The organism is Paenarthrobacter sp. UW852 (assembly GCF_024608385.1).
GTDB lineage: Bacteria > Actinomycetota > Actinomycetes > Actinomycetales > Micrococcaceae > Arthrobacter.
In genome coordinates, this window is the sequence record NZ_JAMSGY010000001.1 from 508,540 (window position 1) to 532,276 (window position 23,737).

The 23,737-nt window shown below is 59.8% G+C and carries 31 protein-coding genes and 1 pseudogene; 16 read left to right on the plus strand and 16 right to left on the minus strand.

Annotation, left to right across the window (positions count from 1 at the left end):
* Positions 1 to 65 precede the first annotated feature (65 nt).
* Genes NEK97_RS02350 through NEK97_RS02360 form a run of 3 tightly spaced genes read left to right on the plus strand, consistent with a single transcriptional unit; the run spans position 66 to position 2,691 of the window.
* Entirely contained in the window at positions 66 to 1,058 is a 993-nt protein-coding gene (locus NEK97_RS02350) for a DUF1852 domain-containing protein (RefSeq protein WP_257368256.1), read from the plus strand.
* A gap of 20 nt (positions 1,059 to 1,078) precedes the next feature.
* On the plus strand, positions 1,079 to 2,116 hold the full coding sequence (locus tag NEK97_RS02355) for a methionine synthase (protein WP_235521934.1): 1,038 nt from the start codon (positions 1,079 to 1,081) through the stop codon (positions 2,114 to 2,116).
* Between the two features lie 2 nt (positions 2,117 to 2,118).
* Positions 2,119 to 2,691, plus strand: coding sequence for a flavin reductase family protein (locus NEK97_RS02360; protein ID WP_257368257.1), 573 nt, complete (start codon positions 2,119 to 2,121; stop codon positions 2,689 to 2,691).
* Positions 2,692 to 2,833: 142 nt separating this feature from the next.
* Here NEK97_RS02360 and NEK97_RS02365 read toward each other — a convergent pair whose 3' ends face one another.
* Positions 2,834 to 3,091, minus strand: a complete 258-nt coding sequence (locus tag NEK97_RS02365) for a hypothetical protein (RefSeq protein ID WP_257368258.1) — start codon at positions 3,089 to 3,091, stop codon at positions 2,834 to 2,836.
* Positions 3,088 to 3,213, minus strand: a complete 126-nt coding sequence (locus tag NEK97_RS02370) for a hypothetical protein (protein ID WP_257368259.1) — start codon at positions 3,211 to 3,213, stop codon at positions 3,088 to 3,090. Before NEK97_RS02370 ends, NEK97_RS02365 begins: the two co-directional genes overlap by 4 nt.
* 273 nt (positions 3,214 to 3,486) lie before the next feature.
* Here NEK97_RS02370 and NEK97_RS02375 point away from each other — a divergent pair, with 273 nt between their 5' ends.
* Positions 3,487 to 3,693 carry a DUF4177 domain-containing protein gene (locus NEK97_RS02375; protein ID WP_257368260.1) on the plus strand — a complete coding sequence of 69 codons (207 nt, stop codon included), beginning with the start codon at positions 3,487 to 3,489 and terminating at the stop codon, positions 3,691 to 3,693.
* Positions 3,694 to 3,857: 164 nt separating this feature from the next.
* On the opposite strand, the gene NEK97_RS02380 is transcribed toward NEK97_RS02375, so the two are convergent.
* Positions 3,858 to 4,700, minus strand: a complete 843-nt coding sequence (locus NEK97_RS02380; RefSeq protein WP_257368261.1) for a pyruvate, water dikinase regulatory protein — start codon at positions 4,698 to 4,700, stop codon at positions 3,858 to 3,860.
* Positions 4,701 to 7,100, minus strand: a complete 2,400-nt coding sequence (ppsA, locus tag NEK97_RS02385) for a phosphoenolpyruvate synthase (RefSeq protein WP_257368262.1) — start codon at positions 7,098 to 7,100, stop codon at positions 4,701 to 4,703.
* A gap of 343 nt (positions 7,101 to 7,443) precedes the next feature.
* On the opposite strand from ppsA, the gene NEK97_RS02390 reads away from it, so the two are divergent.
* Entirely contained in the window at positions 7,444 to 7,563 is a 120-nt protein-coding gene (locus NEK97_RS02390) for a carbohydrate-binding domain-containing protein (protein ID WP_257368263.1), read from the plus strand.
* 57 nt (positions 7,564 to 7,620) lie between these two features.
* On the opposite strand, the gene NEK97_RS02395 is transcribed toward NEK97_RS02390, so the two are convergent.
* Together NEK97_RS02395 and NEK97_RS02400 are read right to left on the minus strand one after the other, a co-directional pair.
* A complete protein-coding gene (locus NEK97_RS02395; RefSeq protein ID WP_257368264.1) occupies positions 7,621 to 8,616 on the minus strand; it encodes a Gfo/Idh/MocA family oxidoreductase in 996 nt (331 codons plus the stop codon).
* A gap of 1 nt (position 8,617) precedes the next feature.
* On the minus strand, positions 8,618 to 9,817 hold the full coding sequence (locus NEK97_RS02400; RefSeq protein ID WP_257368266.1) for a Gfo/Idh/MocA family protein: 1,200 nt from the start codon (positions 9,815 to 9,817) through the stop codon (positions 8,618 to 8,620).
* A gap of 111 nt (positions 9,818 to 9,928) precedes the next feature.
* Between NEK97_RS02400 and NEK97_RS02405 the strand changes: the two genes are divergently transcribed.
* Positions 9,929 to 10,930 (plus strand): LacI family DNA-binding transcriptional regulator, encoded by a 1,002-nt coding sequence (locus tag NEK97_RS02405; protein ID WP_257368267.1) that lies wholly within the window; start codon positions 9,929 to 9,931, stop codon positions 10,928 to 10,930.
* A 186-nt stretch (positions 10,931 to 11,116) separates the two neighbouring features.
* Here NEK97_RS02405 and NEK97_RS02410 read toward each other — a convergent pair whose 3' ends face one another.
* The gene (locus NEK97_RS02410) at positions 11,117 to 11,509 is read right to left on the minus strand and encodes an STAS/SEC14 domain-containing protein (RefSeq protein ID WP_257368268.1); all 393 of its coding nucleotides are present in this window, start codon (positions 11,507 to 11,509) and stop codon (positions 11,117 to 11,119) included.
* A 177-nt stretch (positions 11,510 to 11,686) separates the two neighbouring features.
* On the opposite strand from NEK97_RS02410, the gene NEK97_RS02415 reads away from it, so the two are divergent.
* Positions 11,687 to 12,217, plus strand: coding sequence for a putative glycolipid-binding domain-containing protein (locus tag NEK97_RS02415; RefSeq protein WP_257368269.1), 531 nt, complete (start codon positions 11,687 to 11,689; stop codon positions 12,215 to 12,217).
* 13 nt (positions 12,218 to 12,230) lie between these two features.
* Here the strand turns inward: NEK97_RS02415 and NEK97_RS19930 are convergent.
* Positions 12,231 to 12,278, minus strand: a pseudogene (locus NEK97_RS19930) (hypothetical protein); the annotation flags it as partial.
* Between the two features lie 291 nt (positions 12,279 to 12,569).
* Complete coding sequence (locus NEK97_RS02420; protein ID WP_257368270.1) at positions 12,570 to 12,992, minus strand: SdpI family protein; 423 nt, start codon at positions 12,990 to 12,992, stop codon at positions 12,570 to 12,572.
* 129 nt (positions 12,993 to 13,121) lie between these two features.
* Here NEK97_RS02420 and NEK97_RS02425 point away from each other — a divergent pair, with 129 nt between their 5' ends.
* The 3 genes from NEK97_RS02425 to NEK97_RS19935 all read left to right on the plus strand — a co-directional run bounded on the left by NEK97_RS02425 (position 13,122) and on the right by NEK97_RS19935 (position 14,708).
* Complete coding sequence (locus NEK97_RS02425) at positions 13,122 to 13,331, plus strand: sugar phosphate isomerase/epimerase (RefSeq protein WP_257368271.1); 210 nt, start codon at positions 13,122 to 13,124, stop codon at positions 13,329 to 13,331.
* An 80-nt stretch (positions 13,332 to 13,411) separates the two neighbouring features.
* On the plus strand, positions 13,412 to 14,233 hold the full coding sequence (locus tag NEK97_RS02430; protein ID WP_257368272.1) for an SDR family NAD(P)-dependent oxidoreductase: 822 nt from the start codon (positions 13,412 to 13,414) through the stop codon (positions 14,231 to 14,233).
* A 232-nt stretch (positions 14,234 to 14,465) separates the two neighbouring features.
* Positions 14,466 to 14,708, plus strand: a complete 243-nt coding sequence (locus NEK97_RS19935) for a competence protein CoiA family protein (protein WP_374111503.1) — start codon at positions 14,466 to 14,468, stop codon at positions 14,706 to 14,708.
* A gap of 484 nt (positions 14,709 to 15,192) precedes the next feature.
* Here the strand turns inward: NEK97_RS19935 and NEK97_RS02435 are convergent, their stop codons facing one another.
* A complete protein-coding gene (locus tag NEK97_RS02435) occupies positions 15,193 to 15,675 on the minus strand; it encodes a helix-turn-helix domain-containing protein (protein WP_257368273.1) in 483 nt (160 codons plus the stop codon).
* A 126-nt stretch (positions 15,676 to 15,801) separates the two neighbouring features.
* Between NEK97_RS02435 and NEK97_RS02440 the strand changes: the two genes are divergently transcribed.
* Positions 15,802 to 16,518 carry an SDR family oxidoreductase gene (locus tag NEK97_RS02440; protein WP_257368274.1) on the plus strand — a complete coding sequence of 239 codons (717 nt, stop codon included), beginning with the start codon at positions 15,802 to 15,804 and terminating at the stop codon, positions 16,516 to 16,518.
* Positions 16,519 to 16,561: 43 nt separating this feature from the next.
* A complete protein-coding gene (locus NEK97_RS02445; RefSeq protein ID WP_257368275.1) occupies positions 16,562 to 17,080 on the plus strand; it encodes a PaaI family thioesterase in 519 nt (172 codons plus the stop codon).
* A 643-nt stretch (positions 17,081 to 17,723) separates the two neighbouring features.
* Here the strand turns inward: NEK97_RS02445 and NEK97_RS02450 are convergent.
* On the minus strand, positions 17,724 to 17,996 hold the full coding sequence (locus tag NEK97_RS02450) for a hypothetical protein (protein ID WP_257368276.1): 273 nt from the start codon (positions 17,994 to 17,996) through the stop codon (positions 17,724 to 17,726).
* A gap of 132 nt (positions 17,997 to 18,128) precedes the next feature.
* Positions 18,129 to 18,437, minus strand: coding sequence for a hypothetical protein (locus NEK97_RS02455; RefSeq protein ID WP_257368277.1), 309 nt, complete (start codon positions 18,435 to 18,437; stop codon positions 18,129 to 18,131).
* 167 nt (positions 18,438 to 18,604) lie between these two features.
* Between NEK97_RS02455 and NEK97_RS19890 the strand changes: the two genes are divergently transcribed.
* Positions 18,605 to 19,018: an SHOCT domain-containing protein gene (locus NEK97_RS19890; protein ID WP_257368278.1), complete on the plus strand. Its 414-nt coding sequence runs from the start codon at positions 18,605 to 18,607 to the stop codon at positions 19,016 to 19,018.
* A 95-nt stretch (positions 19,019 to 19,113) separates the two neighbouring features.
* Here the strand turns inward: NEK97_RS19890 and NEK97_RS02465 are convergent, their stop codons facing one another.
* On the minus strand, positions 19,114 to 19,296 hold the full coding sequence (locus NEK97_RS02465) for a hypothetical protein (protein ID WP_257368279.1): 183 nt from the start codon (positions 19,294 to 19,296) through the stop codon (positions 19,114 to 19,116).
* Between the two features lie 117 nt (positions 19,297 to 19,413).
* On the opposite strand from NEK97_RS02465, the gene NEK97_RS02470 reads away from it, so the two are divergent.
* Positions 19,414 to 19,932 (plus strand): hypothetical protein, encoded by a 519-nt coding sequence (locus NEK97_RS02470; RefSeq protein ID WP_257368280.1) that lies wholly within the window; start codon positions 19,414 to 19,416, stop codon positions 19,930 to 19,932.
* A 33-nt stretch (positions 19,933 to 19,965) separates the two neighbouring features.
* Here NEK97_RS02470 and NEK97_RS02475 read toward each other — a convergent pair whose 3' ends face one another.
* Positions 19,966 to 20,343 carry a hypothetical protein gene (locus tag NEK97_RS02475; RefSeq protein WP_257368281.1) on the minus strand — a complete coding sequence of 126 codons (378 nt, stop codon included), beginning with the start codon at positions 20,341 to 20,343 and terminating at the stop codon, positions 19,966 to 19,968.
* Between the two features lie 66 nt (positions 20,344 to 20,409).
* On the minus strand, positions 20,410 to 20,655 hold the full coding sequence (locus NEK97_RS02480; RefSeq protein ID WP_257368282.1) for a hypothetical protein: 246 nt from the start codon (positions 20,653 to 20,655) through the stop codon (positions 20,410 to 20,412).
* Between the two features lie 86 nt (positions 20,656 to 20,741).
* On the opposite strand from NEK97_RS02480, the gene NEK97_RS02485 reads away from it, so the two are divergent.
* Positions 20,742 to 21,605, plus strand: coding sequence for a hypothetical protein (locus NEK97_RS02485; protein WP_257368283.1), 864 nt, complete (start codon positions 20,742 to 20,744; stop codon positions 21,603 to 21,605).
* A 16-nt stretch (positions 21,606 to 21,621) separates the two neighbouring features.
* Here NEK97_RS02485 and NEK97_RS02490 read toward each other — a convergent pair whose 3' ends face one another.
* Complete coding sequence (locus NEK97_RS02490) at positions 21,622 to 22,023, minus strand: hypothetical protein (protein WP_257368284.1); 402 nt, start codon at positions 22,021 to 22,023, stop codon at positions 21,622 to 21,624.
* An 842-nt stretch (positions 22,024 to 22,865) separates the two neighbouring features.
* On the opposite strand from NEK97_RS02490, the gene NEK97_RS02495 reads away from it, so the two are divergent.
* Positions 22,866 to 23,630 (plus strand): hypothetical protein, encoded by a 765-nt coding sequence (locus NEK97_RS02495; RefSeq protein ID WP_257368285.1) that lies wholly within the window; start codon positions 22,866 to 22,868, stop codon positions 23,628 to 23,630.
* Positions 23,631 to 23,737 lie beyond the last annotated feature (107 nt).

The following is a 23,737-nucleotide window of genomic DNA, read 5'->3' on the forward strand; positions in this document are numbered from 1 at the left end:
GGTTGCACCATGGATACACCACCTTCTGAAAGGCCGTCTCCGGCCATCAACAACGGATTGGCAACATGGCAGACGACTTCAGCTTCAGCATCACCACGACCCCCTTCAACGAGGACTACTCCCCGTCGGAAGGCTCGAGGATCACGACGAATTTCGCCAACCTGGCACGTGGCGAGCACCGCCAGGAGAACCTCCGCAACGCTTTGACCATGATTCGGCGCCGCTTCAACGATCTCGCAGACTGGGACAACCCGGACCGGGACCGTTACACGCTCGAGCTTGAGATCGTTTCCGTGCACATAGAGTTCACTGCGGAAGGTACGGATCAGCGGTTCCCGCTGTTCGAGGTTCTCGACATCCAGATCGTCGACCAGCTGAACGGCGTCCGCCACCAAGGAATCGTGGGAAACAATTTCTCCTCCTACGTCCGTGACTTCGACTTCAGCGTCGTCCTGCCGGCTGCAGCAGCAGAAGCCGGCAAGCCCGTTGTTCCCGAGGACTTCGGCGATCTTCACGGCAAACTGTTCCAGCAGTTCCTCGATTCCCCGGCATGCCAGGAACGCTTCCCGCAGTCGCCAGTGGTGTGCATCAGCGTCTCCACGAGCAAGACCTACCGGCGAACGGAAAACCGCCACCCCATCCTGGGCGTCGAGTACCAGCAGGACGAGTTCTCGCTGACGGACGCGTACTTCGCGAAGATGGGGCTTCAGGTCCGCTACTTCATGCCGCGAGGCAGCGTGGCGCCGCTCGCCTTCTACTTCCGCGGCGACCTGCTCAACGACTACTCAAACCTGCAGCTCATCGGCACGATCAGCACCATGGAGACCTTCCAGAAGATCTACCGCCCGGAGGTCTACAACGCGAACTCCGCCGCCGCCGTCGTCTACCAACCGAGCCTGGGAGAGCAGGACTACTCACGGACCCAGATCGCTTATGACCGCGTCGAGCGCAGTCAGCTCGCGATCACGCAGGCGAAGTACACGGAGGAACACTTCATCACGCCCCACAAGGATCTATTGGACCAGTGGACCGCCAAATACCCCGCTCTCGTCAACTGACCCACGGAGAATCGTCAATCATGAACACACTTTTGCCCACCACCGTTGTTGGAAGCCTGCCGAAACCGTCCTGGCTCGCACAGCCGGAGACCCTCTGGTCCCCCTGGAAGCTGGAGGGAGATGCGCTTCTCGAGGGTAAGCAGGATGCGCTGCGCATCGCGCTTCACGAGCAGAGCCGACGCGGCATTGACATCGTCAGCGATGGCGAGCAAACCCGCCAGCACTTCGTCACGACCTTCATCGAGCACCTCAGCGGGGTCGACTTTGAACAGCGCAAGACCGTGCGCATCCGCGATCGCTACGACGCGAGCGTGCCGACCGTCGTCGGACCGGTGCGCCGCGAGCGGCCGGTATTTGTCGAAGACGCAAAGTTCCTCCGCGCAACCACGGACCAGCCGATCAAATGGACTCTTCCCGGTCCAATGACGATGGTGGACACGCTCTACGATGACCACTACAAGAGCCGCGAGAAGCTGGCCTGGGAGTTCGCTGCGATCCTGAACCAGGAGGCGAAGGAGCTGGAGGCGGCCGGCGTGGACATCATCCAGTTTGACGAGCCCGCGTTCAATGTCTTCCTCGATGAGGTCAAGGACTGGGGCGTGGCTGCGCTTGAGCGAGCGGCAGAAGGCCTGCGCGCGGAGACCGCCGTGCATATCTGTTACGGCTACGGGATCAAGGCCAATAATGACTGGAAAGCGACGCTCGGCTCACAGTGGCGGCAGTACGAGGAGACATTCCCGCTGCTTCAGAGCTCCAGCATTGACATCATCTCGCTGGAATCCCAGAACTCCCACGTGCCCATGGACCTCATCGAGCTCCTCCGCGGCAAGAAGGTCATGCTCGGGGCAATCGACGTCGCAAGCGAGACGATCGAGACCCCGGAAGAGGTCGCCGACACCCTCCGCAAAGCACTGCAGTTCGTCGATGCGGACAAGCTCATCCCCAGCTCCAACTGCGGCATGGCACCGTTCCCCCGGGATGTCGCCTTGGCCAAGCTGAGTGCTCTCAGCGCAGGCACGAACATCGTTCGCGAGGAACTCGCCCGCAGGGTCTCATAACGATGTTCCACGCCTACCCTACAGACACCTGGCTCGAGGCTCCTAAGCAAAGCTTCCCGTCCTCCCTTTCGGCTGACGACTTCAAAGCATTGTTCCGTGGCCACCCAGGAGGTGTCGCCGTCATCACGGCGGATGCCGGCGAGGGACCGGTGGCACTGACTGTATCGTCGGTGGTCTCAGTAAGTGCGGAACCTCCGTTGCTGATTTTCTCGGTCTCGGCACTGTCCTCAGCGTCGAAGGTGCTTTCGCGAGCGGAAACCGTCGTCGTTCACCTGCTGGACGCCCACGACGTCGACTTGGCGAAGTTTGGAGCGACACCAGGCGCCGACCGCTTTGACCAGACGCACCGCTGGTCGGCCCTTCCGACCGGCGAAGCGGTGTATGACGATGTCCGCGCCTGGGTGCGCTGCGCAGTCATCAATCGTATGGAAGTGGGGACCTCGACCATCGTCGCCGTTCACGCCCTTGAGTCCCGGGTGATGCGTGACGTCCAAGCCGGCGAGCCCGGCGATGCTCTGGTCTACCACAACCGTTCATGGCACCGTCTGGGCGAGCATTCGAGGCTCGAAGGCTGAGCGGCACAGCATCAACGTGTGGCGGAAACCCGAACAGGCTTCGCCAACAACGTTTGCACAAAAGGAGGCCGACGGCGGCACAAAGTGTCGTCGTCGGCCTCCTTTCAAAGCCGCGTATTGCCATCAAGCACAGACGCCGCGTTTAGGCTGCCTTGCAAAACGTGACGTAGCTGCCACCGACTGGGTCTTTGTGGACGCCGAGAACTGTGACGTAACTGCCACGGGAAACGTTTCGGTTGCCGGGGGCGGTGACGTAGGCACCTTCACTATGCGTCCGGGAAAGGGCAGTCGGCAGGGTTACGTAGCTGCCGCCGATCAATGCGGTTTTGGACACGGTGACTGCCGCAGCTGCGTCGGAGGCGGGCGCGGGCGTTGCGGGACGTTCAGTCAGTAAAGTCATGGGTTCTCCTTGGGGTTCAGGATCATGGCCAGTCCGGGGGTCCAGTACCGCTCAAGCGGAAGGGTGTTTGCGGTTGTGGCGCGCCCTGCCGGCCCGGGAATGTTCACCGGTGCGGTACTCAAGGGCGGCTCTGGCCTATACCCAGCTTACCTCCTTATTTTGAGTTGATCAAAATAAGGAGGGAGAGTCACCTACCAGCGCGGCAGGACGGGCACGGGACCTTCGGCCTCGATGAAACCGCTGAATGAGCTTTGAAGAAATTGGATCCGATCAGGTCCGTTCCCTCCGGTATCCCCCCGTTTGAAGCCACAACGGAGACAGCGGTGTCATCCCAGCAGCCCGGTGGCCATCCAGTAGGATTGCCGACAACTGGCCAGATAGGGAGGAAACGGTCTATGCACTACGTCGTCTTGCAGGTCATTCTCAAAGAAAAGCTATGGGGAACTGGCTCGGGTAACTTGACCGAACTGGAGAGGACCATCAACGCTCAGGCGTCCAAGGGTTACCGGCTGCATACGATTACCACCTCCAGCAGCGGGAGCAAGGGGCTTGGCGGCGGCGACCGTATCCAGGCCACCATGGTGTTCGAAAGCTTGACATAGCGGACAGCATCGCGAACCTGCAATGATCAGGTGAAAGTCCCAGGGTCGACCCTTCGCAACGAGGTCGCTGGCACAAACGCCGTTCACCAGAACCTTGACTACGGCTACTTCCGGATCAAGCCGTAAGCGACTCACCGACCACACGCTCCCGAAACCTCAGCTTGTCAGTGGTGCAGTTGCATGCGTTGAAGGACCGTGGCGGAAATTTCTTCCACGGACATGGAGGCGGAGTTGACGTACGGGATGTTGTTGGCCCTGTACATGTCCTCCGCGTTGCGAAGTTCAAAGGTGCATTGGTTCAGCGACGCGTAGTTGCTGCCCGGCCGGCGTTCCTGGCGGATCTGGCTCAGCCGGACGGGCTGGGAAGTCAGGCCAAAGCACTTGTCCGCGAACGGCAGCAAGGGTTTCGGCAGCGCCATGACATCAAAGTCCTCTTCGACCAACGGGAAGTTCGCTGCCAGGATGCCGTGCTGCAGGGCAAGATACATCGTGGTGGGTGTCTTCCCGCAGCGGGAGGGCGCGATCAGGATCAGTTCGGCGCGTTCGAGCGCACGGAGCGACTGGCCGTCGTCGTGTTCAATGGCATATTCGACGGCGGCCATGCGGGACTGGTACCGGACGGCGTCGCCGACACCGTGTGCCTGGCCCGGTTTTCCGTTGGCGACCGCACCAAGTGTTTGTTCGAGCTTCCCGATGTGGGACCCGAACAAGTCGAAGAACTGACCCCGGCTTTCCGACAGCACGGCACGAATGTCCTGTCCCACGGCAGTGGAGAAAATGATCGGCACAGGACCGGAGGCTGCCACCTTGTCGATAACCGCTACCACCTCGCGGGCTTGCTCAATGGTGGTGATGAAAGGGATGGTTCGCCGTTCAAGCCGTTGGCCGGGAAACTGGGTCAACAAGGTGTTGCCCAGCGTTTCAGCAGTGATACCGGTGCTGTCAGAGAGGAAGAACACCGTAGGGGCGGACGCTGCGCCCGCCCCCACGGTTTGGTTGTCTGCCACTTAGACCACGGTGCTGGTGGTCTTAGCCAGGCGCAACCAGGTCTCGGTGACTGCGTCCGGGTTCAGCGAGATGGAGCTGATGCCCCGGGCAAGGAGCCACTCCGCGAAGTCGGGGTGGTCACTGGGGCCCTGGCCGCAGATTCCGACGTACCGGCCCTTGGCGCGACAAGCACTGATGGCCATCTCCAGCAGCTTGGTCACTGCCGGGTTCCGCTCATCGAAGCCTTCAGCCACAAGCGCAGAATCCCGGTCCAGGCCCAAAGTGAGCTGGGTGAGGTCGTTGGAACCGATGGAGAACCCATCGAAGTACTCCAGGAACTGGTCCGCAAGGAGCGCGTTGGCAGGCAGCTCGCACATCATCACGATCTCCAGCCCGTCCTCGCCGCGCCGCAGTCCGTTGGCGGCGAGGAGGTCGATCACGCCACTGGCCTCGTCCAGAGTCCGTACGAACGGGACCATGAGCTTGATGTTGCTCAGCCCCATCTCGTTTCGCACGTACTTGAGCGCTTCGCACTCGAGCTCGAACGCCTGCCGGAAGGCCGCGGACAGGTAGCGGGACGCGCCACGGTACCCGATCATCGGATTCTCTTCCTCTGGTTCGAACGCAGGACCGCCGATCAGGTTGGCGTACTCGTTGGACTTGAAGTCAGAGAGTCTGATGATCACCGGTTCAGGGGCAAACGCGGCGGCGATGGTCGCGATACCTTCAGCCAGACGGCGGACATAGTAGTCGCGCGGGCCCTGATAGGCCGCAGTCTTTTCCTGGATCAACCGGACGGTGTAGTCATCCAGGCTTGCCGGTCGCTCGATCTCGCCGGCGACGGCCAGCAAGGCGTTGGGGTGGACCCCTATCTGCCGGTTGATGATGAACTCAAGGCGGGCCAGACCAACGCCGTGGTTGGGGAGCTTGGCGAAACTGAACGCCTGCTCCGGGGTCCCGACGTTCATCATGATCTTCACCGGGGCCTCGGGCATAGTCTCCAAGCTGGTTTCCTGGAGCGTGTACTCCAGCAGCCCTTCGTAAACCAGTCCGGCTTCGCCTTCGGCGCAGGACACTGTCACGGGGGTGCCGTCCTTGAGGATCTGCGACGCGTAGCCGGTTCCGACGACGGCGGGAATCCCCAGTTCGCGGGCGATGATCGCAGCGTGGCAGGTCCGCCCGCCACGGTCCGTGACAATCGCAGCGGCCTTCTTCATGATCGGTTCCCAGTCCGGGTCCGTCATGTTCGCCACCAGGACATCACCTTCCTGGAAGGAGGCCATCTGCTCAATGGAGGACAGCACCCGCACCTGCCCGGCGCCGATCCTTTGACCGATCGCGCGGCCTTCGACCAATACCGTTGAACGCTCAGCGAGCGTGTAGCGGGACGTGACGCCCGCTGCTTTACGGGACTCCACGGTTTCGGGCCGCGCCTGCAGGATGTAGAGCTCCCCGTCCACCCCGTCCTTACCCCACTCGATATCCATGGGACGGCCGTAGTGCTGCTCGATCGCTACGGCGTGGCGTGCAAGCTGCTCGACTTCAGCATCCGTAACGCTGAAACGGCTCCTGGAATCCTGGGGCACGGGAGTGAAGTCAATGGTCCTGCCAACTTCGTCCGAATCCGTGTACACCATCTGCACGGCCTTCTCCCCCAGCCCGCGCTTGAGAACTGCCGGCCTGCCAGCCGCCAATGCCGGCTTGTAAACATAGAACTCGTCAGGGTTCACGGCCCCCTGGACCACGGCCTCGCCGAGGCCGTAAGAGGAGGTGATGAAGACCGCATCCTGAAAACCGGTCTCTGTGTCCATCGTGAACATCACGCCGGAAGCGCCGACGTCGGAACGCACCATCCGCTGCACACCGGCCGAAAGTGCCACTTCCGAATGCGTGAAGCCGTGATGAACGCGGTAAGCAATCGCGCGGTCGTTGTACAGGGATGCGAAAACGTCCTTGATAGCCAGCAGGATGTTGTCGATCCCGCGGATGTTCAGGAACGTCTCTTGCTGGCCGGCAAAGGAGGCGTCAGGAAGGTCTTCGGCTGTTGCGCTGGAACGCACCGCCCATGACACATCCCCGCCATGCTCCTCGGTCAGGCGCTGGTAGGCCGCGCGGATTTCCTCTTCGAAACCGGCAGGGAACGGCGTCTGACGGATCAGGTCCCGGATCTGCCCGCCGACCTTGGCCAAAGCGGCCACGTCGCCGCTGTCCAAGCCCTCCAGGATGGCTTCAATCCGTGTATCAAGCCCCGACTCCGCCAGGAAACGCCGGTAAGCGTCCGCCGTCGTCGCGAAACCGTCCGGAACCTTCACCCCAGCCGAGGCGAGATTCCGAACCATTTCCCCGAGTGATGCATTTTTGCCGCCAACCTGGTCAAGGTCGGTCAAGCCAAGTTCAGAAAACCAAAGAACGTTAGTCATAAATTGTGTCCTCCATTGGGCACGCTCTGACAAGCGCTGAAAAAACTAGGTCTTGCAAGGATCAGGGTCCTTGCGGCTGGAAGCAAATGAAAGTGACCCATGCAACAGCCTCAACAGGTAACGGAAAGTCACTGGACTGGCTTTTCAGACCAACCTCATGGCATAAATCAAATCCCGGCTGCCACGCGGCACCGGGATCGCTACGGGCCCACTTCGACAGCAACGACCTGACCTGGGACGCCGCCTCGGAGGTGGCAGCCAGCCTTTCCGACGGCGGCAGCAGAGTCTCGTCGCCAGCCTCCCGTCGCCAGCCTCCACGGGCATAGCGGTCGATGGCAACACCGTGACCATCAGCGCCACCGGCACATACCGGTTGAGCGGCTCCCTGACCGACGGCAGGATCGTGGTGGCCGCCGGTGACTCGGACACCCTCCGGATCATCCTCGTGCTGAGCACCCGGTAGCTGCGGGCAGCAGGCGCGGGAGTTGACGCTGACTCCCTGCCTGGTGCGACCTTGGCCTCAGTACTTGATCGGCTCCATGCGGCCCGAGCGCAGGGAAAGCACGGCTGCTTCGGCGATAGCTTGGGCTTTCAGGCCGTCCTCAAGGGAAGGAATGGAAGCCACGTCGCCTTTCAAGGAGGACACGAAAGCGGCGAGGGCCGCGGCATATGTTGGCTGCACACGCTCAAACCAACCGGGGTGAAGCCCGTCGTCCACCACGGAGGTGCCCGAATACCGGGACACCGCTCCGTTTCGGTGCCGGCGGGCTTCCACCATCCCTTTGGAGCCCATGATCTCGATCCGTTCGTCATAGCCGTAGCCAGTGCGACGCGCGGAATCGATCTGGACCAATGCCCCGCCGGGGAGCCGCAACGTGACCGCGGAGGTGTCGACGTCGTCGTACTCCGCGATGCCGGGCTCCGCCAGGGCCGAACCCATGGCGAAAACCTCCACCGGGTCCAGGCCGGAAAGCCAGCGAGCGAGGTCGAAGAAGTGGACGGTCTGGTCGCGCATCTGGCCGCCGGATACGGCGATGTAGGACAACGGCGGCATGGACGGGCCTCGGGAGGTGAGCTGGATGAGCTCCACTGCGCCGATCTCCCCCGAGTCCACTACGCGTTTGAGCTCGGCATAGTCGCGGTCGAAGCGGCGGTTGAAGTCCACCATGACGGGCACGCCGCTCTCCTGTGCGAAGGTGGCGGTCTCGCGTGCCCGGTCCAGGTCCAGGTCAATGGGCTTCTCGCAGAGCGCGGCGATTCCGACGGCGGCGGCCCGGCGGAGGTGCCCGGCGTGCGTATCGGTGGAGGACGCGATGAAGACGGCGTCGATCGCCTGAGGGTCGAAGACCTCCTCAAGGGTGGTGGCAGCCGAAGCGCCATGCGCGGCGGCGAGGGTCTGTGCCCGTTGTTGGTCGACGTCGTACACCAGTCGGAAGTCGATCCCGGGGTGGGCTGCGAGGTTGGCTGCGTGGACGGAGCCGATGAAACCGGCTCCGAGGAGGGCGAAACGGGGCATGTCAGAGTGCTGCTTTCTCCAGGTCAAAATTCTTCAGGGCAGAGGCGAGGATTTTCCAGGCGGAGTCATCGTGATGCGATGCCGCGACGGCTTCGACGAACTGAACGCCGATCAAGCCGTCAACGCCCGTCGGGAAGGACAGTTCACGCCGGGGGATCGGCGTTCCATTGCGGCGGGCGCGCAGCACCTGAGCCAGGTCCGAGTAGAAATTGGCGAAGGCCTCAAGGAAGCCCTCCGGGTGGCCGAGGCCCACGCGCGTGAGCCGGGACGCGTCGTCGTGCAAGGTGCTGAGCCCGTGCGTGAGGATGGTGGTGGCCCCTGCGAGGTCCTGGACCTTGAGGTGGTGCGGGTCCTCGTGCTGCCATTCCAGGCTGCCCTTTTCGCCGTAGACCCGGATGCGGAGCCCGTGGTTATGGCCAGTAGCCGCCATGCTGGCCCACAGCCGCGCGGGAACTGAGCCGGTCAGTTCAAGTTCCACGGTGGCGTTGTCGAAAACGCGCCGCCCAGGCACGAACGTCTGCAAGCGGCCGGACAAGCGTTTCGCTTCGAGCCCGGTGATGTAGCGGAGCAGATGGAGGGCGTGGGTGCCGAGGTCTCCCACGACACTCGGGAACCCAGCAATGTCAGGGTTGGTGCGCCATTTGGCTTGTTTGTGGCCTTCGTTCTCGAGGGGTGTTGCTGCCCAGCCCGATGCATGCTCGACGTCGACAAAACGAATGGCGCCCAGCTCGCCGTTGCGGACCATCCGCGCGGCTTGCCGCACCATGGCGTAGGCCGAATAGCAGTGGGGGACAGCAAGGATGGCATCGTTCTCCTCCGCGACCCGGACCAGCTCGGCCGCAGTGGCAGAGTCCCGGGTCAGGGGCTTCTCGCACACCACGGAGATGCCCCTTTGCAGGAACGTCCGTGCGATCTCGAAGTGGCTGTCGTTGGGCGTCGCCACAACCACCACGTCCACACCGTCCTCACGGGCGGCCTCAGCCTCGGCCATCTCCTGGATGTCGCGGTAGTTGCGTCCCGATTCGACGCCGAGTTCGACGGCGGTGGCGTGGGAACTGCTCTCATCGCGCCCGAAAATTCCTGCCCGGAGATCGTAGTGGCCATCCAGCCGCATGGCGTAACGGTGGGTCTTGCCGATGTCGGCGCCCGGACCGCCACCAACCATTCCGGCGACCAACTGCCTCGAATTGGGTGCACTCATTGAAGATCCTCTTTGACTCTTTGGAATTACTTGGACCGGTCCATAATGGAGGTGACGAGCAGGCCCAGTCAAGCCCCTAAGCTTGATGGAAGCTGCGAGAGGAGATACTGCATGCCGGCCACCAAGCCCACCATCCGCGACGTCGCAAGCGCCGCGGGGGTCTCCAAGTCCCTGGTCTCACTGGTCCTCCAGGGGTCGGTCAACGTCAGTGAGGGCCGCCGTCGTGCTGTCTTGGAAGCCATGGAGCAACTGGGTTACCGGCCCAACAGACTGGCCCAACGCCTGTCCGGCCCTCGAAGCGGAACCATCGGTGTGATGCTCAATGACATCCGCAACCCGTGGTTCGTGGAACTGCTGGAAGGGCTTACGGCCTCGCTGCACGCAGCGGGGGTTTCACCGGTCCTCGCCGACTCCTACACCGACACCCGCGTTGGCCGCAGTTCCGTGGAGACCCTGCTGGAGCAAAGGATTGACGGCCTGGTGGTGGTCGGCACTACGACGGAATCCACCGCGATCGAAAAGGCGGCGCAGACTATCCCCGTAGTCCTGGCGGGAACCCGCGAGCCAGTGTTGCCGGGGGTCGATATTGTGGTCAATGACGACGACGCCGGTGCACGCCAGGCCACCGAACACCTCCTCACGCTCGGGCACCGGAGGATCGCACATCTGCAGGGGCCGGCCGAAGTAGGCCGAATCCGGCGGGAATCGTTCGAGCGGACCATGCGCGACGCCGGGCTCGAGCCGGTGGTTCTCGCCGGCGGACTGAGTGAGGAAAATGCGTATGCCGCGGCCAGCCGCTTATTGTCCACGGAGGACAGGCCAACCGCGATCTTTGCCTACAACGACATCGCCTGCATTGGCGCCCTGTCCGCCGCCGACGACCTTGGCCTCTCTGTACCCGAAGATCTGTCCTTGGTGGGCTACGACAACACCTATCTCGCCAAAATCCGACACCTCTCCCTGACCTCCGTGGACAACGGCAACCTGGCAGTTGGCGTAGAGGCCGGCAAGTTCATCCTGCAGCGCCTCGCCACACCGGAGCTGCCCGGCCGGGTTCACCAAGTCCCCTCGCAGCTGCAGGTACGGGGGTCCACAGGGGACGCACCCGGCTAGCGCCCGCCCCGACCCGTAGGGACAAAGCCGCTTGCTGGGTTCCTGGCGCGTCCAACAACACCCGAAGGATCTCCCCGAGCGGACCCTGCAGGTCGTCAGCGGTTGCCGATTCGAGGGTCCGGCGCCGGATCGCATCAGCATTCTCGTTCCCCGAGGATCGGAGGAGAAGCAAGAGTTAGCAAGCCCTCAAGCCAGGGCTTCTGGCGATTGCGCTTGGACGAGCCAAGACATGGCGTCATCTTTGGACGTGAAGAACCTTGTAGGAGAAGGCAGCGTCCGTCGTGACATGGCGAAATTCGCTATCACGCGGCTCACAGGGCTGGTGCCCAATAAAGCAATCCGGGAGGCGGCACACTTGGTGCTGAACACCGCCTTGGCCCCGCGGGTAACTTCCTTGGTGTTCGTGATATCGATGAGCAACGGGAATTCTGCACCGTCCGCGAGTTCGTTGATCGTGGCCATGGCATCGTGGACGTCATCGGCCAGGAGGACCGTATGTGGCCCCCACACCAGATGAAGGACGTCACCATCGGTGAGCGCGACCGTTCCCTTACCGCTGCCGACAGTTATTGGCCTCATCCTTACTCCCCCAATTGTTGTATCCAACAATAACCCCGGGAAGTTCCACTGAGGGAGGGTATGTCGGCCCTATTTAGGTTAACCGGCGCTATCAAACAGTGGCTGGGCAGAAGCTTCCCCATCAGGCAGCTTCCACAGAAACTGTTGCTATCACGGATGCGGTGGGAGGAACTGGCGGTGGACTACACCTGGTATGGCATGCAGACGCGCAGCGTCGAACGGCTCACATTTACGTTGGGCAAAAGTCTCCGGGCTCGATCCATCATCACCTCCTGTGAGGGGCGCTCCGAGTATGAGGTCACCCTTGATGACCAATGGGTCTTTCGTAAGCTCACGCTTCACGGTCACGACAGTCGGAGGCTGGAGGTCCAGCGAGGCAATGACGGAACCTGGGGCGTCAATGGCGAGCGACGCCCGGACCTGGAGGGCGCCATCGACATCGACCTGGGATTCAGCCCCTTCACCAACACCCTGCCGATCCGGCGTCTCAACCTCGCCATTGGATCCCGGGCCGAGATCACCACGGCCTATATCGAAGCTCCCTCGCTCCGGGTGCTGCCAGACCCGCAGGCGTACACGAGAAGCGCCGTCAATCTGTATCTCTATGAATCCCTGGACAGCGACTTCACCTGCAACATCACGGTCGATCCTGACGGTTTCATCATCGACTACCCCGGCCTGTACTCACGCCGCCTACCCCGCAGATAGACCCTCGGATCATCTACAAAATCCACAGGTCACCTGCACTGTCGCGGGCCAAGACATCTGGCTTACGGTCCCCGTTGAAGTCGCCCGGGGGTGCTGACCAGGTTCATGGCGTTCCAGCCGGTGCCGACTTGCTTTAAGGGAAGCCACTGTAGTTTCCTCGGAAATCTGCCTTCTTCGTTGAAACAGTGGTAGCTACAGATGCTTGAGCGGACGAGATACCAACCGGGCCAAGCAGAAGAGATAGCAACATAGCCAGGCTGTTGCTTAAAGTTCGACTTGAAGAACTATAAAAAACAATATCCCCCAATATTAAAGAAGAGAAATTTAGTTATGGACTGATCATCGCTTTGAATTATTCATCGCCAGCTTTGTAGTACATGTGCATGAGCAGGGCCACCATGATGGCCGTGAACCCCATGCCCGAGAAGAAGATCCACGGAACACTTGAATCATCCTTGGGTAGTACTGCAAATATGACCCACAATGTTGCCACAAAACCGATGAGCATCACCGGAATAGCTTTCAGAGCACCTAGAGCTGACGCGCGTGCTGCGTTCCATGCACGCTCAGACGACAGAGTAGCCTTCGAGCGGATGCCAAACGTATAGTTTGGCTTCGAATCGCCGGACTTAACCTGCGATGCCAGCATTTGAATTAGGCCTGCTACAACCAAGAACGCAATCATGAACATTGTCGTGCTGAAAACCGCCCCCAAAACGATCCTTTCACAGTTACGCAATCGGATGACCGAGAAAACTCCAGATTGAAATGCCACGCTAACATTGGCCGTAGCCCGTCGCAAATCACACCCGCTAATTCGCTTTGGCGCCGACCGCTACCCGCCTTTAGTCAGGATTTATCACATGCGAAATAAGGAGAAGCCTCGTCGGCGGCCATCGGACTGGTGCACATTTCCGACACCGGTGTGGACACTTGGGGTCACGACCCCATCGGCACGGGGGTCATCGACTGGGATGGGCTGGGCGACGCCGTCAAGGACACGTGCGGCGTCGGGAATGTCGTGCTGGAGATCATCCGTGAAGACAATCCGGTCCACGAATTTGCGAAAGCAATGCAGGACCTCAAGAACCACGGATGGGAACTGGAGAGTTAGTCCCTCACGCCGGCAACCGGGACCCACAAAGAATTTATTTGAGCATGGAAGAAACCAGCATTGTTGAGGTCTAATTTTCAATGCGAAACAACCTTGAAAGAGGAGTTTGTGTCATGAGGGCTTTGGTCAGTGGCGGAAGCAGCGGAATCGGCGCAGCAGCATCCATGAGACTCGCGGAGGCAGCCATTGCGCGCGGTGAGCAGCCAATGATTGCTGTCTGCGGACACGAACCAAACAGCAGCCAAGAGCAGGTCGTTCGTTCAATCCAGGCTATGGGAGGCGCTGCCATCGCACTGGCAGGTGATCTCGGCGACCCCAATGTGCCCAGCCAGCTGGTCAAAGCTGCAGTTGCAGAATTCGGTGGCCTGGACGCGCTGGTAGCCAACGCCGGGATCGCCAACCCCGGACCCATATGCGACGTCTCCCTTGAAGACTGGGACGCCATGTTCTCCGTCAACCTGCGCGGCCCATGGCTTCTAGCCAAAGCAAGTTACCAGCACCTGAAGGACAGCCACGGCGCCGCCTGCTTCACCTCGTCCATGTCCGGTCAACAACCGCACGCGGGATCCGGCGCTTACAGCCCAAGCAAGGCCGCGCTGACAATGTTGGCCCAGACACTGGCATTGGAATGGGCACCCGACGGCATCCGCGTCAACGTGGTCTCCCCCGGCATGACCCATACCCGGATGACCGAAAAAATGTATGAAGATCCCAAAATCAAGAAGGCACGGGAGGAAATTATCCCGCTCGCAAGAATAGGAGATCCGATGGATATCGCCAACGTGATCGAATTTCTCGTAAGCCCACTATCCGGCTATGTCACCGGTCAAGATATCTGCGTCGATGGCGGCTTCTCCAAGTCCATTCTTAGCCATATCCCCGGACGACCCAGCTCGAAATAACAGACCTGAAGGCCAGTCAGGGCCGCAGGGGCTACCTGCGGCCCCGACATTCAGACGGCCGAATCGTCTCCATATCAAAGATTGCACGCAATGAGGTACCGAAACTTATCCCGCCCAGGCTGGTGACTGACACGGGCTCGCTGCATACCGGCGGTCGCAAGGTGGCCGACGGCGGAGCTTCTTGATGGCCGTTCGAACTTCAGTTAGCAATACACGAGGAGGCACCTTGTATATGGCAAAAAGCATATTGGATGGCAAGGAATGGACCGCAACAGAATTTGCCGGGCTACTTCCGGAAGAGCAGAGAGCAACCCGTCAGGAATTGGCATGCCTTTCTTGTGACGGACAGGCTGTGTTCCGTGCGGGACAGCAGCGTCAGCCATCGTTCGCAGCCCGGCATCGACAGGACTGCCGATTGGTTTCGAGGCCGTGGAGCGCCTTTAGATTCCTTGCAGAAGCCGGACGAGGTACTTAGCGGGCCGTACGCATGGTTCCGAGGGTTGATCACCACACTTCGTCGGCCGTCACGAGCACTGACGACTTATCACCGACACCATGATGAGTTTGAGCCTGGGCTCGAGCAAACCCTGTTCGGTTAGATCAATTCAGCTTCGTTGTTTGGAGGCGCAAACAGCTCGGGGGCTGCCAAGCGGGTTGTCCCGGACTCCGGTCCCTACTGCCAGCGCGTCCGCCCTTTACAGGGGGCTGCACTCGCAGTTTTTCACTGTCCATGCAGCTAGTTGCTGACCTTGCATAGGCGCTCATTCCATGTGTGCACTGACGCTGATCGGCATCTGAGCCCGGCGTACGGTGACGTTCCCGCCGCAAAGCTTGAGGAAGCGGCTGCACGACTGGGGCGGGCGCTGCAAAGGCACCAGGGCTAGACAGTTGGTTCAGGATCAGTAGGGCAAGAGGACGACGGCGGGAGGTACCGCCGTCGTCCTCTTGCCTGTCTGTTCCTAATCCTCTGACGCCGGCTCCGAACCAGCCGCTGACACAAGCGGCCCGAGCATCAGGCTTCCTTGGGCGAATTCCTCACCGCACACCGCACACGACACCACTGGTTGCAGGTCGGCACCGCAACTGTGCTGGTAGGAAGCACGGGGAGTCTCGTCGCGCATCCACGCACTGCTCCATGCTGCGAGTGAAATGAGGATGGGGGCTACTTCGGCCCCGGAAGTTGTGAGGTGGTATTCGTAGCGCGGGGGGTGCTCGGAGTACTGGACGCGCTCAATCACGCCGCGGCTTTCGAGAGTGCGCAGCCGGCCCGTAAGTATGTCACGGGACGCCCCGGTATTCCGCGCGATCTGATCGAACCGGTGTACGCCCAGGGACATTTCGCGGAGCGCCAGGAGCGCCCACCGCTCCCCCAGAACGTCGAGCCCCGCCGCGATAAAACACGCCCGGGGCCCATCAAGTTCCTTGTCGATCGATCGGTTCACCTGTCACCTGCTTTCGCTATTTTCCTCAAGTATACAAGTAGGTTGGAAAATCCAACTTACTCCGTTACTCTGATGCTCTGAGGTCGCGACGACCGCGTCGCCTCCAATCTGAATTCAGGAGAATCCATGTCATTGCTAGCTGGCGCCGTCGTCCTCGTTACCGGCGCGAATGGAGGTTTGGGCCGCGAGCTCGTGGAACAGGCCCTCGCCCGGGGTGCCGCGAAGGTTTATGCAACGGCACGCCGACCGCAGGAGTGGAGCGACTCCCGAGTCGTCCCCCTCGCCCTCGATGTCACCAACCCTGACTCGATCCGGACCGCAGTTACTCAGGCCCAGGACGTCACCGTTCTGATCAACAACGCCGGCATCAGCGTCGAATCGGACACGTTCCTGACTCTCTCCGACGAGAAGTTCCGCGAAATCATGGAGACAAACTTCTTCGGGCCGGTTGCCTTGACCAGGGCATTCGCACCGGTCCTCGCTGCCAGCGGGACTTCAGCGGTACTCAACATTCACTCGGTGCTCAGCTGGATCGCCCTCACCGGCGCCTACAGTGCGTCAAAGGCCGGGCTGTGGTCGGCGACTAACTCCTTCCGCCAGGAATTGGCGCCCCAAGGCACGCAGGTCACGGGTGTTCACGTCGGCTACATGGACACAGCCATGGCCGAGGGCGTCAATGCCCCGAAGACCTCGGCCGAGGAAGCCGCACGGAAGTCCTTCGATGGGCTTGAACAGGGTGACTACGAGGTCATCGTGGACGAAATCAGCGCAGGGGTGAAGCTCGGCCTATCTGGGCCGATCTCGGATCTGTACCCCGCATTGGCAGCCAGCACCCCGGTATGACCGCAGCAAAACGGGAAGTCATGAGAGCCCAAAGGAGAAACCTGTGACAACCGACGCCTCCGCACAACGCTCTGAAACATTCACGTGGATTGATCCGGCAATCGCGCTCGAAAAGCTGCCACGGCTGTCGGGTATTGACTACTTTTCCGGTCTCCGCGATGGCAGCATTGCGCCGCCGCCGATCGCTTCGCTCATGAAATTCGATCTCGTCGACGCGAAGTTCGGACACGTCGAGTTCCAGTGCTGGCCGGGCGAAGCGCATTACAACCCGCTCGGCATGGTGCACGGCGGCCTGGCATGCACGCTCCTGGACACGGTGCTCGGCTGCGCGGCACACACCACCTTGGATGCAGGGATCGGGTACACCTCTATCGATCTGGCGGTCAAGTACCTGCGGCCCATCACGCTTCAAAAAGGCGCGCTGCGCGCGGAGGGGTCAGTTGTCAAAGCAGGCCCGCGGGCAATCTTCACCGAAGGACGCCTCAGCACCGCCGACGGAAAACTCCTCGCCACTGCAACAAGCACGCTGCTGGTCTTCCCGCACCAACCGGGCGGGAAGTAGCTACAGCTGCTCCTCAGAGGGCCAGCCTTTCCCGCCGGCCAAGACGCCGGGGCCCGAAGACACTCGGCTATGTGGTGCTTCCGCCGAGTGTCTTCGGTTTGAGACGGGACCTTCAGGTCTGCTGCATAGCCGGGCTCTATCGGGCCTTGTCCCCACCCGCTTTACCCTGACAATGCAGCCCCGGTCTGCTCACGCCAAAAGATAGCCGGATCCAGGCGGCATCTGCGCAGTTCCTCGAAGTCATGTCGCACTCAGCCCTCACATCCATGAAGAGGTGTAAGGCCAACCACGTCCTACCGAACGCACCAAGAGAGGACCCTACCTCCAGTTCAGAGCAAGCGGAGGGCCAACCAGCCACGGCCCTGGACCTGACCACCAGAATGTACACACGCTAGAGCAAAAACCCCTCTGACGAGGGGGTATGCCGTGCCCGAGGTGGGACTCGAACGGGATTCTAGGCCTCGCAAAGGCTGGGCTCCCTCGGAAACATGCGCAATTCGGTCCAGTCCGGAGGTTGTATCATCCAATCCGCTGCGGAAAGTATGGACAGTGTCCACACTATATTTTTGCTCAATCAACACCGAAGACGGCGACCTGACGCGTCGCTGCACACTCATCGTCCACGGGTACACTCCCTCCCCCGCTACGGAACAATTTCCGCGGAAACCGCCCTCAGCCAGCCGTCTGTGGTCTCGCCCTTGATGGTAGCCTCACCCATTTCCACCACCATGTGGACGTTCTGACCGTCGCGCCAACTGGTTGTTGCCTTTTCGTCAATGAACACCATGAGATCGTTGGTGCCACCCTTAGCGTTCAGCAGAACGTTGAACTCACCAAAGGCTCCGGTCGTCCAATACCTCGACGAGACAAGCTCACCCGTCAGCTCGAATCGGTCCCCGACCTTCGTGCCGCCCATTTTGGCTGAGTTGAGCTTGTCAAACAGCTCATCGACGGTAATCTGTGTCGCTACCGCCGGAACAGGCGTAACTGCAGCCGGCGGAAGCGTCGATGGGGTGGCTGACTCAGAGGGTGCTTCCTGGGCTGAAACCTAAGCTTCCTGTGAGGCAGTCTGCGTCGCAGCCTCAACGGGCGAAGCCGGTTTGTCCCCACCCTCAAGCGCACCCATGACAAGAGCGCCAATGATAAGGACACCAACGACACCGGCGCCGATCGACAGCAGTTTCCAAGGCACCGGAGCCTGCGGTTTCCGGAAGGTCAACTCCGTACGTAACTTGCCCTGCGTCTGGGAGACAAACTCCCAGCCCTCCTGCTCCAGCTTGGTCCTGGTCCTGGCCTCCATGCCTCGAACCGTCTTCACGGTCCTCGTCATGTACTTCACATTTGTTGCAGTCGTCATGTTGTTCCCCCATTGACCTCGGCCGCCCGCGCATCGAACTCCTCATGAGAGCTTAGAGGGCCGCTATACGGTCTCAAATTTGCCAGTACTCGATCTAAATTGGCCTTACCGGAACTTTCGAGGTTCCGTTGTGGCAGAATCCCTGAAAACCTATGAAGGGGGCCAGCGTGGCGCACGTGTACAAGCTCGGTTTCGGAGCCGGCAAGATCACTGACAACGGTGACGGCACCGCCACATACAAGAATCTCGACCAGGAATTCCAGGTCAGGATTGCTGACGTCACTGGGTTCTCACTCGATCGGGAGCAAACCACTTTGGTATGGACTTTTCGGATCCTAGGTCATGGAACTCAGCTGGCGTCTATCCACATGGCTGCCCCTGTCACCCAGAAGATCGAGGCATGGTTCCGGGGACACCCGGACTTCGGTCGGAACGCGCCACCCGCCTCAGTTGCCCAAGGACTCCCACCGCTGGACGGCCGGCTCATTGCGGATGAACTGATTAAACTGGCCGGACTCCGTGACGCCGGCATCCTGAGCGAGGAAGAGTTCGCAGCCCAGAAGGCCCGCCTCCTGGGCTGACGGATATCTTCAGAAGCCGTCAGTCGCTGGACATCACCGTTTCGAGGACAGCTTGAAACTCGGGACCAACATGGATGGACAGGCTACCGTCCTCCTCAGAGATCTGAAATCAGCTGCTCGTAGCCTCTGCCGTTCCACCAGTAGACGTGCGGACTCAAAGGGCCCGGGGCATCGCTATAAACCATGGCAGTGAACCGCACCATGCCATCGAGCGCGGAAACAACGTTGTCGTCTTCGACGAAGTGCCAAACCAACTGGTGCCTATTTGGCATGCTCATCAGCCAACCCAGGCCCTCATGTGCAAGGTAATCAATCACATGTCAAAACCAACCAACGAAACACGTCGACAGGAACTAAAGGTATAGAAGTTCAACGGCAGCACCTACTATCTGAGCTTGGCTCTAGCAATCTTCGCCACCCTGGTCATCACGACCGTAGCCAACTGGTTCCTGTACACGAACATCCATGCAGACGCTCGACAGCAAGTCGTCAGTGACATGCAAGTGGTGTTCAAAAAAGGCTCGCTAAACGCCGTCGTTAGCGTTGAACCAACCAAGACGGTAAATGAGCCGGTTCGAGTGGCTGAAACGCCGCAGCCGGCTGCTGAAACTGTAATAGCAGCACCTAACCAACCAGCGTCAAGCGAGACTGAAGCGGAGGATACGGCCTTCATCTATTTCAAGGAGAGCAGCAACCGTTTAGACGCTCAGAACAGCGGAGGTTGTAAGGGACTTGGCCAGGACCGCGACGGCCAACTCGTGATCGACTGTCCCAACTGGCAGACCGACTTCGCGTGCCAGGACGCCTACTGGGAACGATACACGGCACCTAGGTACAGAACCTGGGTAGCCACTAAGGCTCATTGGCTGGCAAGAGTGCCGATCAACGGCATGGATGTTGGAAACTGGCGGTAATCACTCAAAGGGCAGCCATGGGAGAGCTGCCCTTTAACTTTGGTTGTGGATGTTTACCGCAGACTGAAGCACCAGGAGAGCGAAGCCTATTAGGAGAACGGTAACGAGGAGGAAACCCATCGCTCCCAAGAACAGGAACACACTCTTGTTGGTACGACCAGAATCAGTCTTCTTTGCTTCCCAAATGCCCCAGGCGATCCCAGCGATGGGTATTATCAGCAGGACCAACAGCCAATAGAATGCACTGTTCTCTAATATGTTCTGGTTGTCTTTGAGGTAGCCGGAGAATGTCTCGCCCAAGCCTTGGCCGCAAAGCACGATGACTGATGCAACCAGACCAGCCGCCACGTTAGCTGTAAAAGTCCAGAATCTCTGTGACTGAAATACGTTTGTTGAAGTGTCGGTAGACAATGCTTATTCCCCCTATTTAAAGCGTGCGAGCCTGAGTCTACCGTTTAGTTTCTCTTTCACTGCGGACTACAGTGGCCGGCCTCTCCATGTCTCCTTATCAACTCGCTTGATCTGACCAGCTGGGAAGCACTGGACGTGGAAGTAGCGTCCTTCATCCACCCACTCGACCAGTCCGTAAGTCCGCGTGTACTTGATCGCTCGACCGTAGATCTCCGTCACGCGCACTAGTGGCGGCGCCTCAGCCTCTAGCTGCATGATCTTGCCGTCGTCAGGCTTGGGGTGCTTCTCGTCGGCGTCTATCTGCGTCATCATGCTTGCGAACGTCTATGAGTCTTGCTTAGGCTTCGTAGTTTAGATTAGAACATATCTTCGAATACCCCTCTTGCTAGGATCGTGCCATGCCTATGTTGCCCGGTGACAGTTCAAGGAAGACGCCCAAGAGCCTTGCTGACGGTTCCAAAGGGAAAAACGATCGCTTCGTCGTACGTGGCAAGGATGGCGGCCTTAGGGCGGCGGGAGGGTCTGGCAAATCTGTCTCCGTGTCACGGTCAGCCAAGACCGGCAGATTCGTCACAGATAAAGGTGCAAAGAGAAGCCCGAGTTCAACCGTCAATGAGTCCATCCAGATTGAAGCGGTTGCTTCTGGCGCTGCCACCAGAATCTCTCGAGCCCTGAGAAACCAGCTAGCTCACGGCTTCACCAAAGCTCCTGCGGCAGAGCCGATTACTGTCCGAGTTTACCTAGACACAGATGATGCTGTGGTTGCTTTCCAAGCTGTCCAGGCATTGGAAGTTGTCCTGGCTGGTGCTGGCTACGGTCGGACGAAGATAGAGAGCGTGGACAGAGGATCTTTACGGCTGAGACTCAAAGCTTGGTTGGACGGCGACGACGGCCAGAAGGCGCACCAGGCAGCCAAGAACAAGCTGGGTGAAGCGGCGGTTTTTGCGGATCGGTGGGCCAAAGACTTCACCGTCAACATACAGCGTGCCGAGATAAGTGCGATCAACGCCAACACCGCATACCAGTTGATGGAGTCGGTCAAGGATGTCGAGAACGTAGCCCTGCAGATGGATGAATGGTTGATCGTGAAGTACAAGGATGCCCAAGGCGAACCTGTCTGCTCTGTTCGGAAGCTGTCCGTCACTGAACTCTGGGTACTGGATCGCAGTCCTGGAATCTTGAACAATCCAAGCAAAGCACTCGACAACCTGGCACTCTTGGCCTACGAGCAAGAGAAGAGCCACCTAGCGATAGAAAGCTAACAAGCCTTTATTGGGATTAGAACATCCCGATGAAGTAATTGATAACCAGTACTGCGACTGACGCAACCGCAGAAGCAACAACACCTATGCGTGACACATGAGCGTCCTCGTTAACGACCGTGGACTTGATGCGGTCCATCGCCCTCTTACCTGCTGGGATCAGAAGGATCACAGTGAAGGCGACCGAGATCACGGCAACGAAGCTGATCAGGGTCAGTATGGCGGCACCCAGCTCAACAGCATGGGTTACGAAGGCAGCAACAACTACACCGACCGCTATGATACCGGTGGACAGCGTACTGGCGGCTACACCCTGCCAGAAGGTTTCAGACCGAAACCATGTCCCAACCATTGAGGCATGCTTGTATTTCTCGCGTGCCGTGTCGGGCGTTTCATGTTCTTTGTTATCTGTTGTCACGGAATGTATAATAGCGCATGAAATTAGAGGCCTTTCATTTGTATGAAGCTTTGTCATAAATAGGTGCAGATATGGCAGGGCAGTCACCAACCTATAAGACCACAACTCGTAAGCCAGCAGCCAGAAAAGTTGGACGGCCTCTTTTTGAAGGCAAAGACGAGGCAACGGTGGTCCAGTTATTGAACGAGGCGTTTGCCCACAGCGTGTTCAGCGTCCGCTGGGATCCCTTTGCCGGGCCTCACCATCGAGAGGCAACGAAACATGTGATTTCTCACGAGACTGTTTATCCCAGGCCAAGTGAGGCGGCTGGCTCATCCCCTGTGCGCTTAGAAACGGAAAACAAAAAGGCGCTTTTTTCGAAGTCGACGCAGAATTGCATTTGCTAGGCCTAAGGTCGTCCACCCGATGTCGTCGGCGGCGTACTGCTTCGAGCGTTCACGAAAACCGAAGCCAAATAGGGCCCGCTATTTACAGACACACCCGAATGTGACGTCAACCACCTCTCTCCGGAAGCCCGTCAAGTGGTTATGCGATGCCTTAGGCAGGACTCAGGGCGATTCTTGGCCTTTGTCACTACTTTGAGTTGACGAAAAAGCCAAGCTCGCCTGCCGGCGAGAGAAGTGGGAAGTCGTCCACACTTCCCATTGCGCATCTCGGTGGGTGGTGGCATTGGCTGCCCACGGCGCGAGAGACGTCCAGCGAAAGAAACGACGTCTCAACGTGCCCGTTTGATCGCCCCTACTAAAGCCGGCGCATTTGCCAGAGCCCACCTTGCAAGGGCCCTCTCCGGCGCTGGAACCTCCGCTGCATTCCGTGCCCCTTCCTGCAGCCATAATGGGTGCATGTCAGATTCGGCTACGTGGGACCAGACCCGCCATGAACTATTGCTCGAGTTGGCAACGCTCCCCTTAAAGGGCGACGTGCTGCACTGGCAGCGGCGCCTGGCAGACGCGATCATCGAAGCCGAAGGTCCGACAGTGGGGACCGACAAGGCAGAGGCGAAATGGCACCGCCATCTCCTGCGCGTGATAGCAGACGGGCTGGTACACGAATTGCTGCCCGAACACACTATCCGCTCTCTTTCGCGCCATCCAGGCCCGCCAGCGTCGCTGTCATCGCAAGGAGTCGATTTCGATTTCGTGTTCGAGCAGGCCCACAAGCTCTACGGCCTTGGCTTCATCCCAATCATTGCCGACATAACCACTCTTATTGGTGTCGGAGACATCGTAGGTTGGAGCGGCGGCGGTGTGGTGGTGCTGGAGTGCAAAAATCGTCCGGCTCCGCTGCGGGAGTCCACGACCGGACGATTAGCACGGCAACGCCAGCGCGGTGAACAGGTCGAGACTTATCTAACCACCAGCATTGTCGACGAAGGTGACTCCGTTCGGCAGGCACATACGATGTCACTGCCGTCCCCAGACTGGGCAGCAGTCACTGACCTGCTCGAACGTTGCGATGGCTCGAGCTCGGGTACGGCAGCATATTCGCTCGGGCCGAGCGACATCCTCGTAGCCGCAACGTCGCGGGCGACGCCGGAACAAGTTGGGGTGCTGATGCGCGAGTTTGGGAGCCTACGAGCCCAGCGATTGCCTTCTATTCTGAATTGATCGACACGGCAAGCTACCGTCTTATGGCGCCGTCGAGTTACCCGGTCGGAGGTAACCGACGGTGGCGGTTACTTGAAGGCGAACTGCGACTAATCAGGCTAATCGAC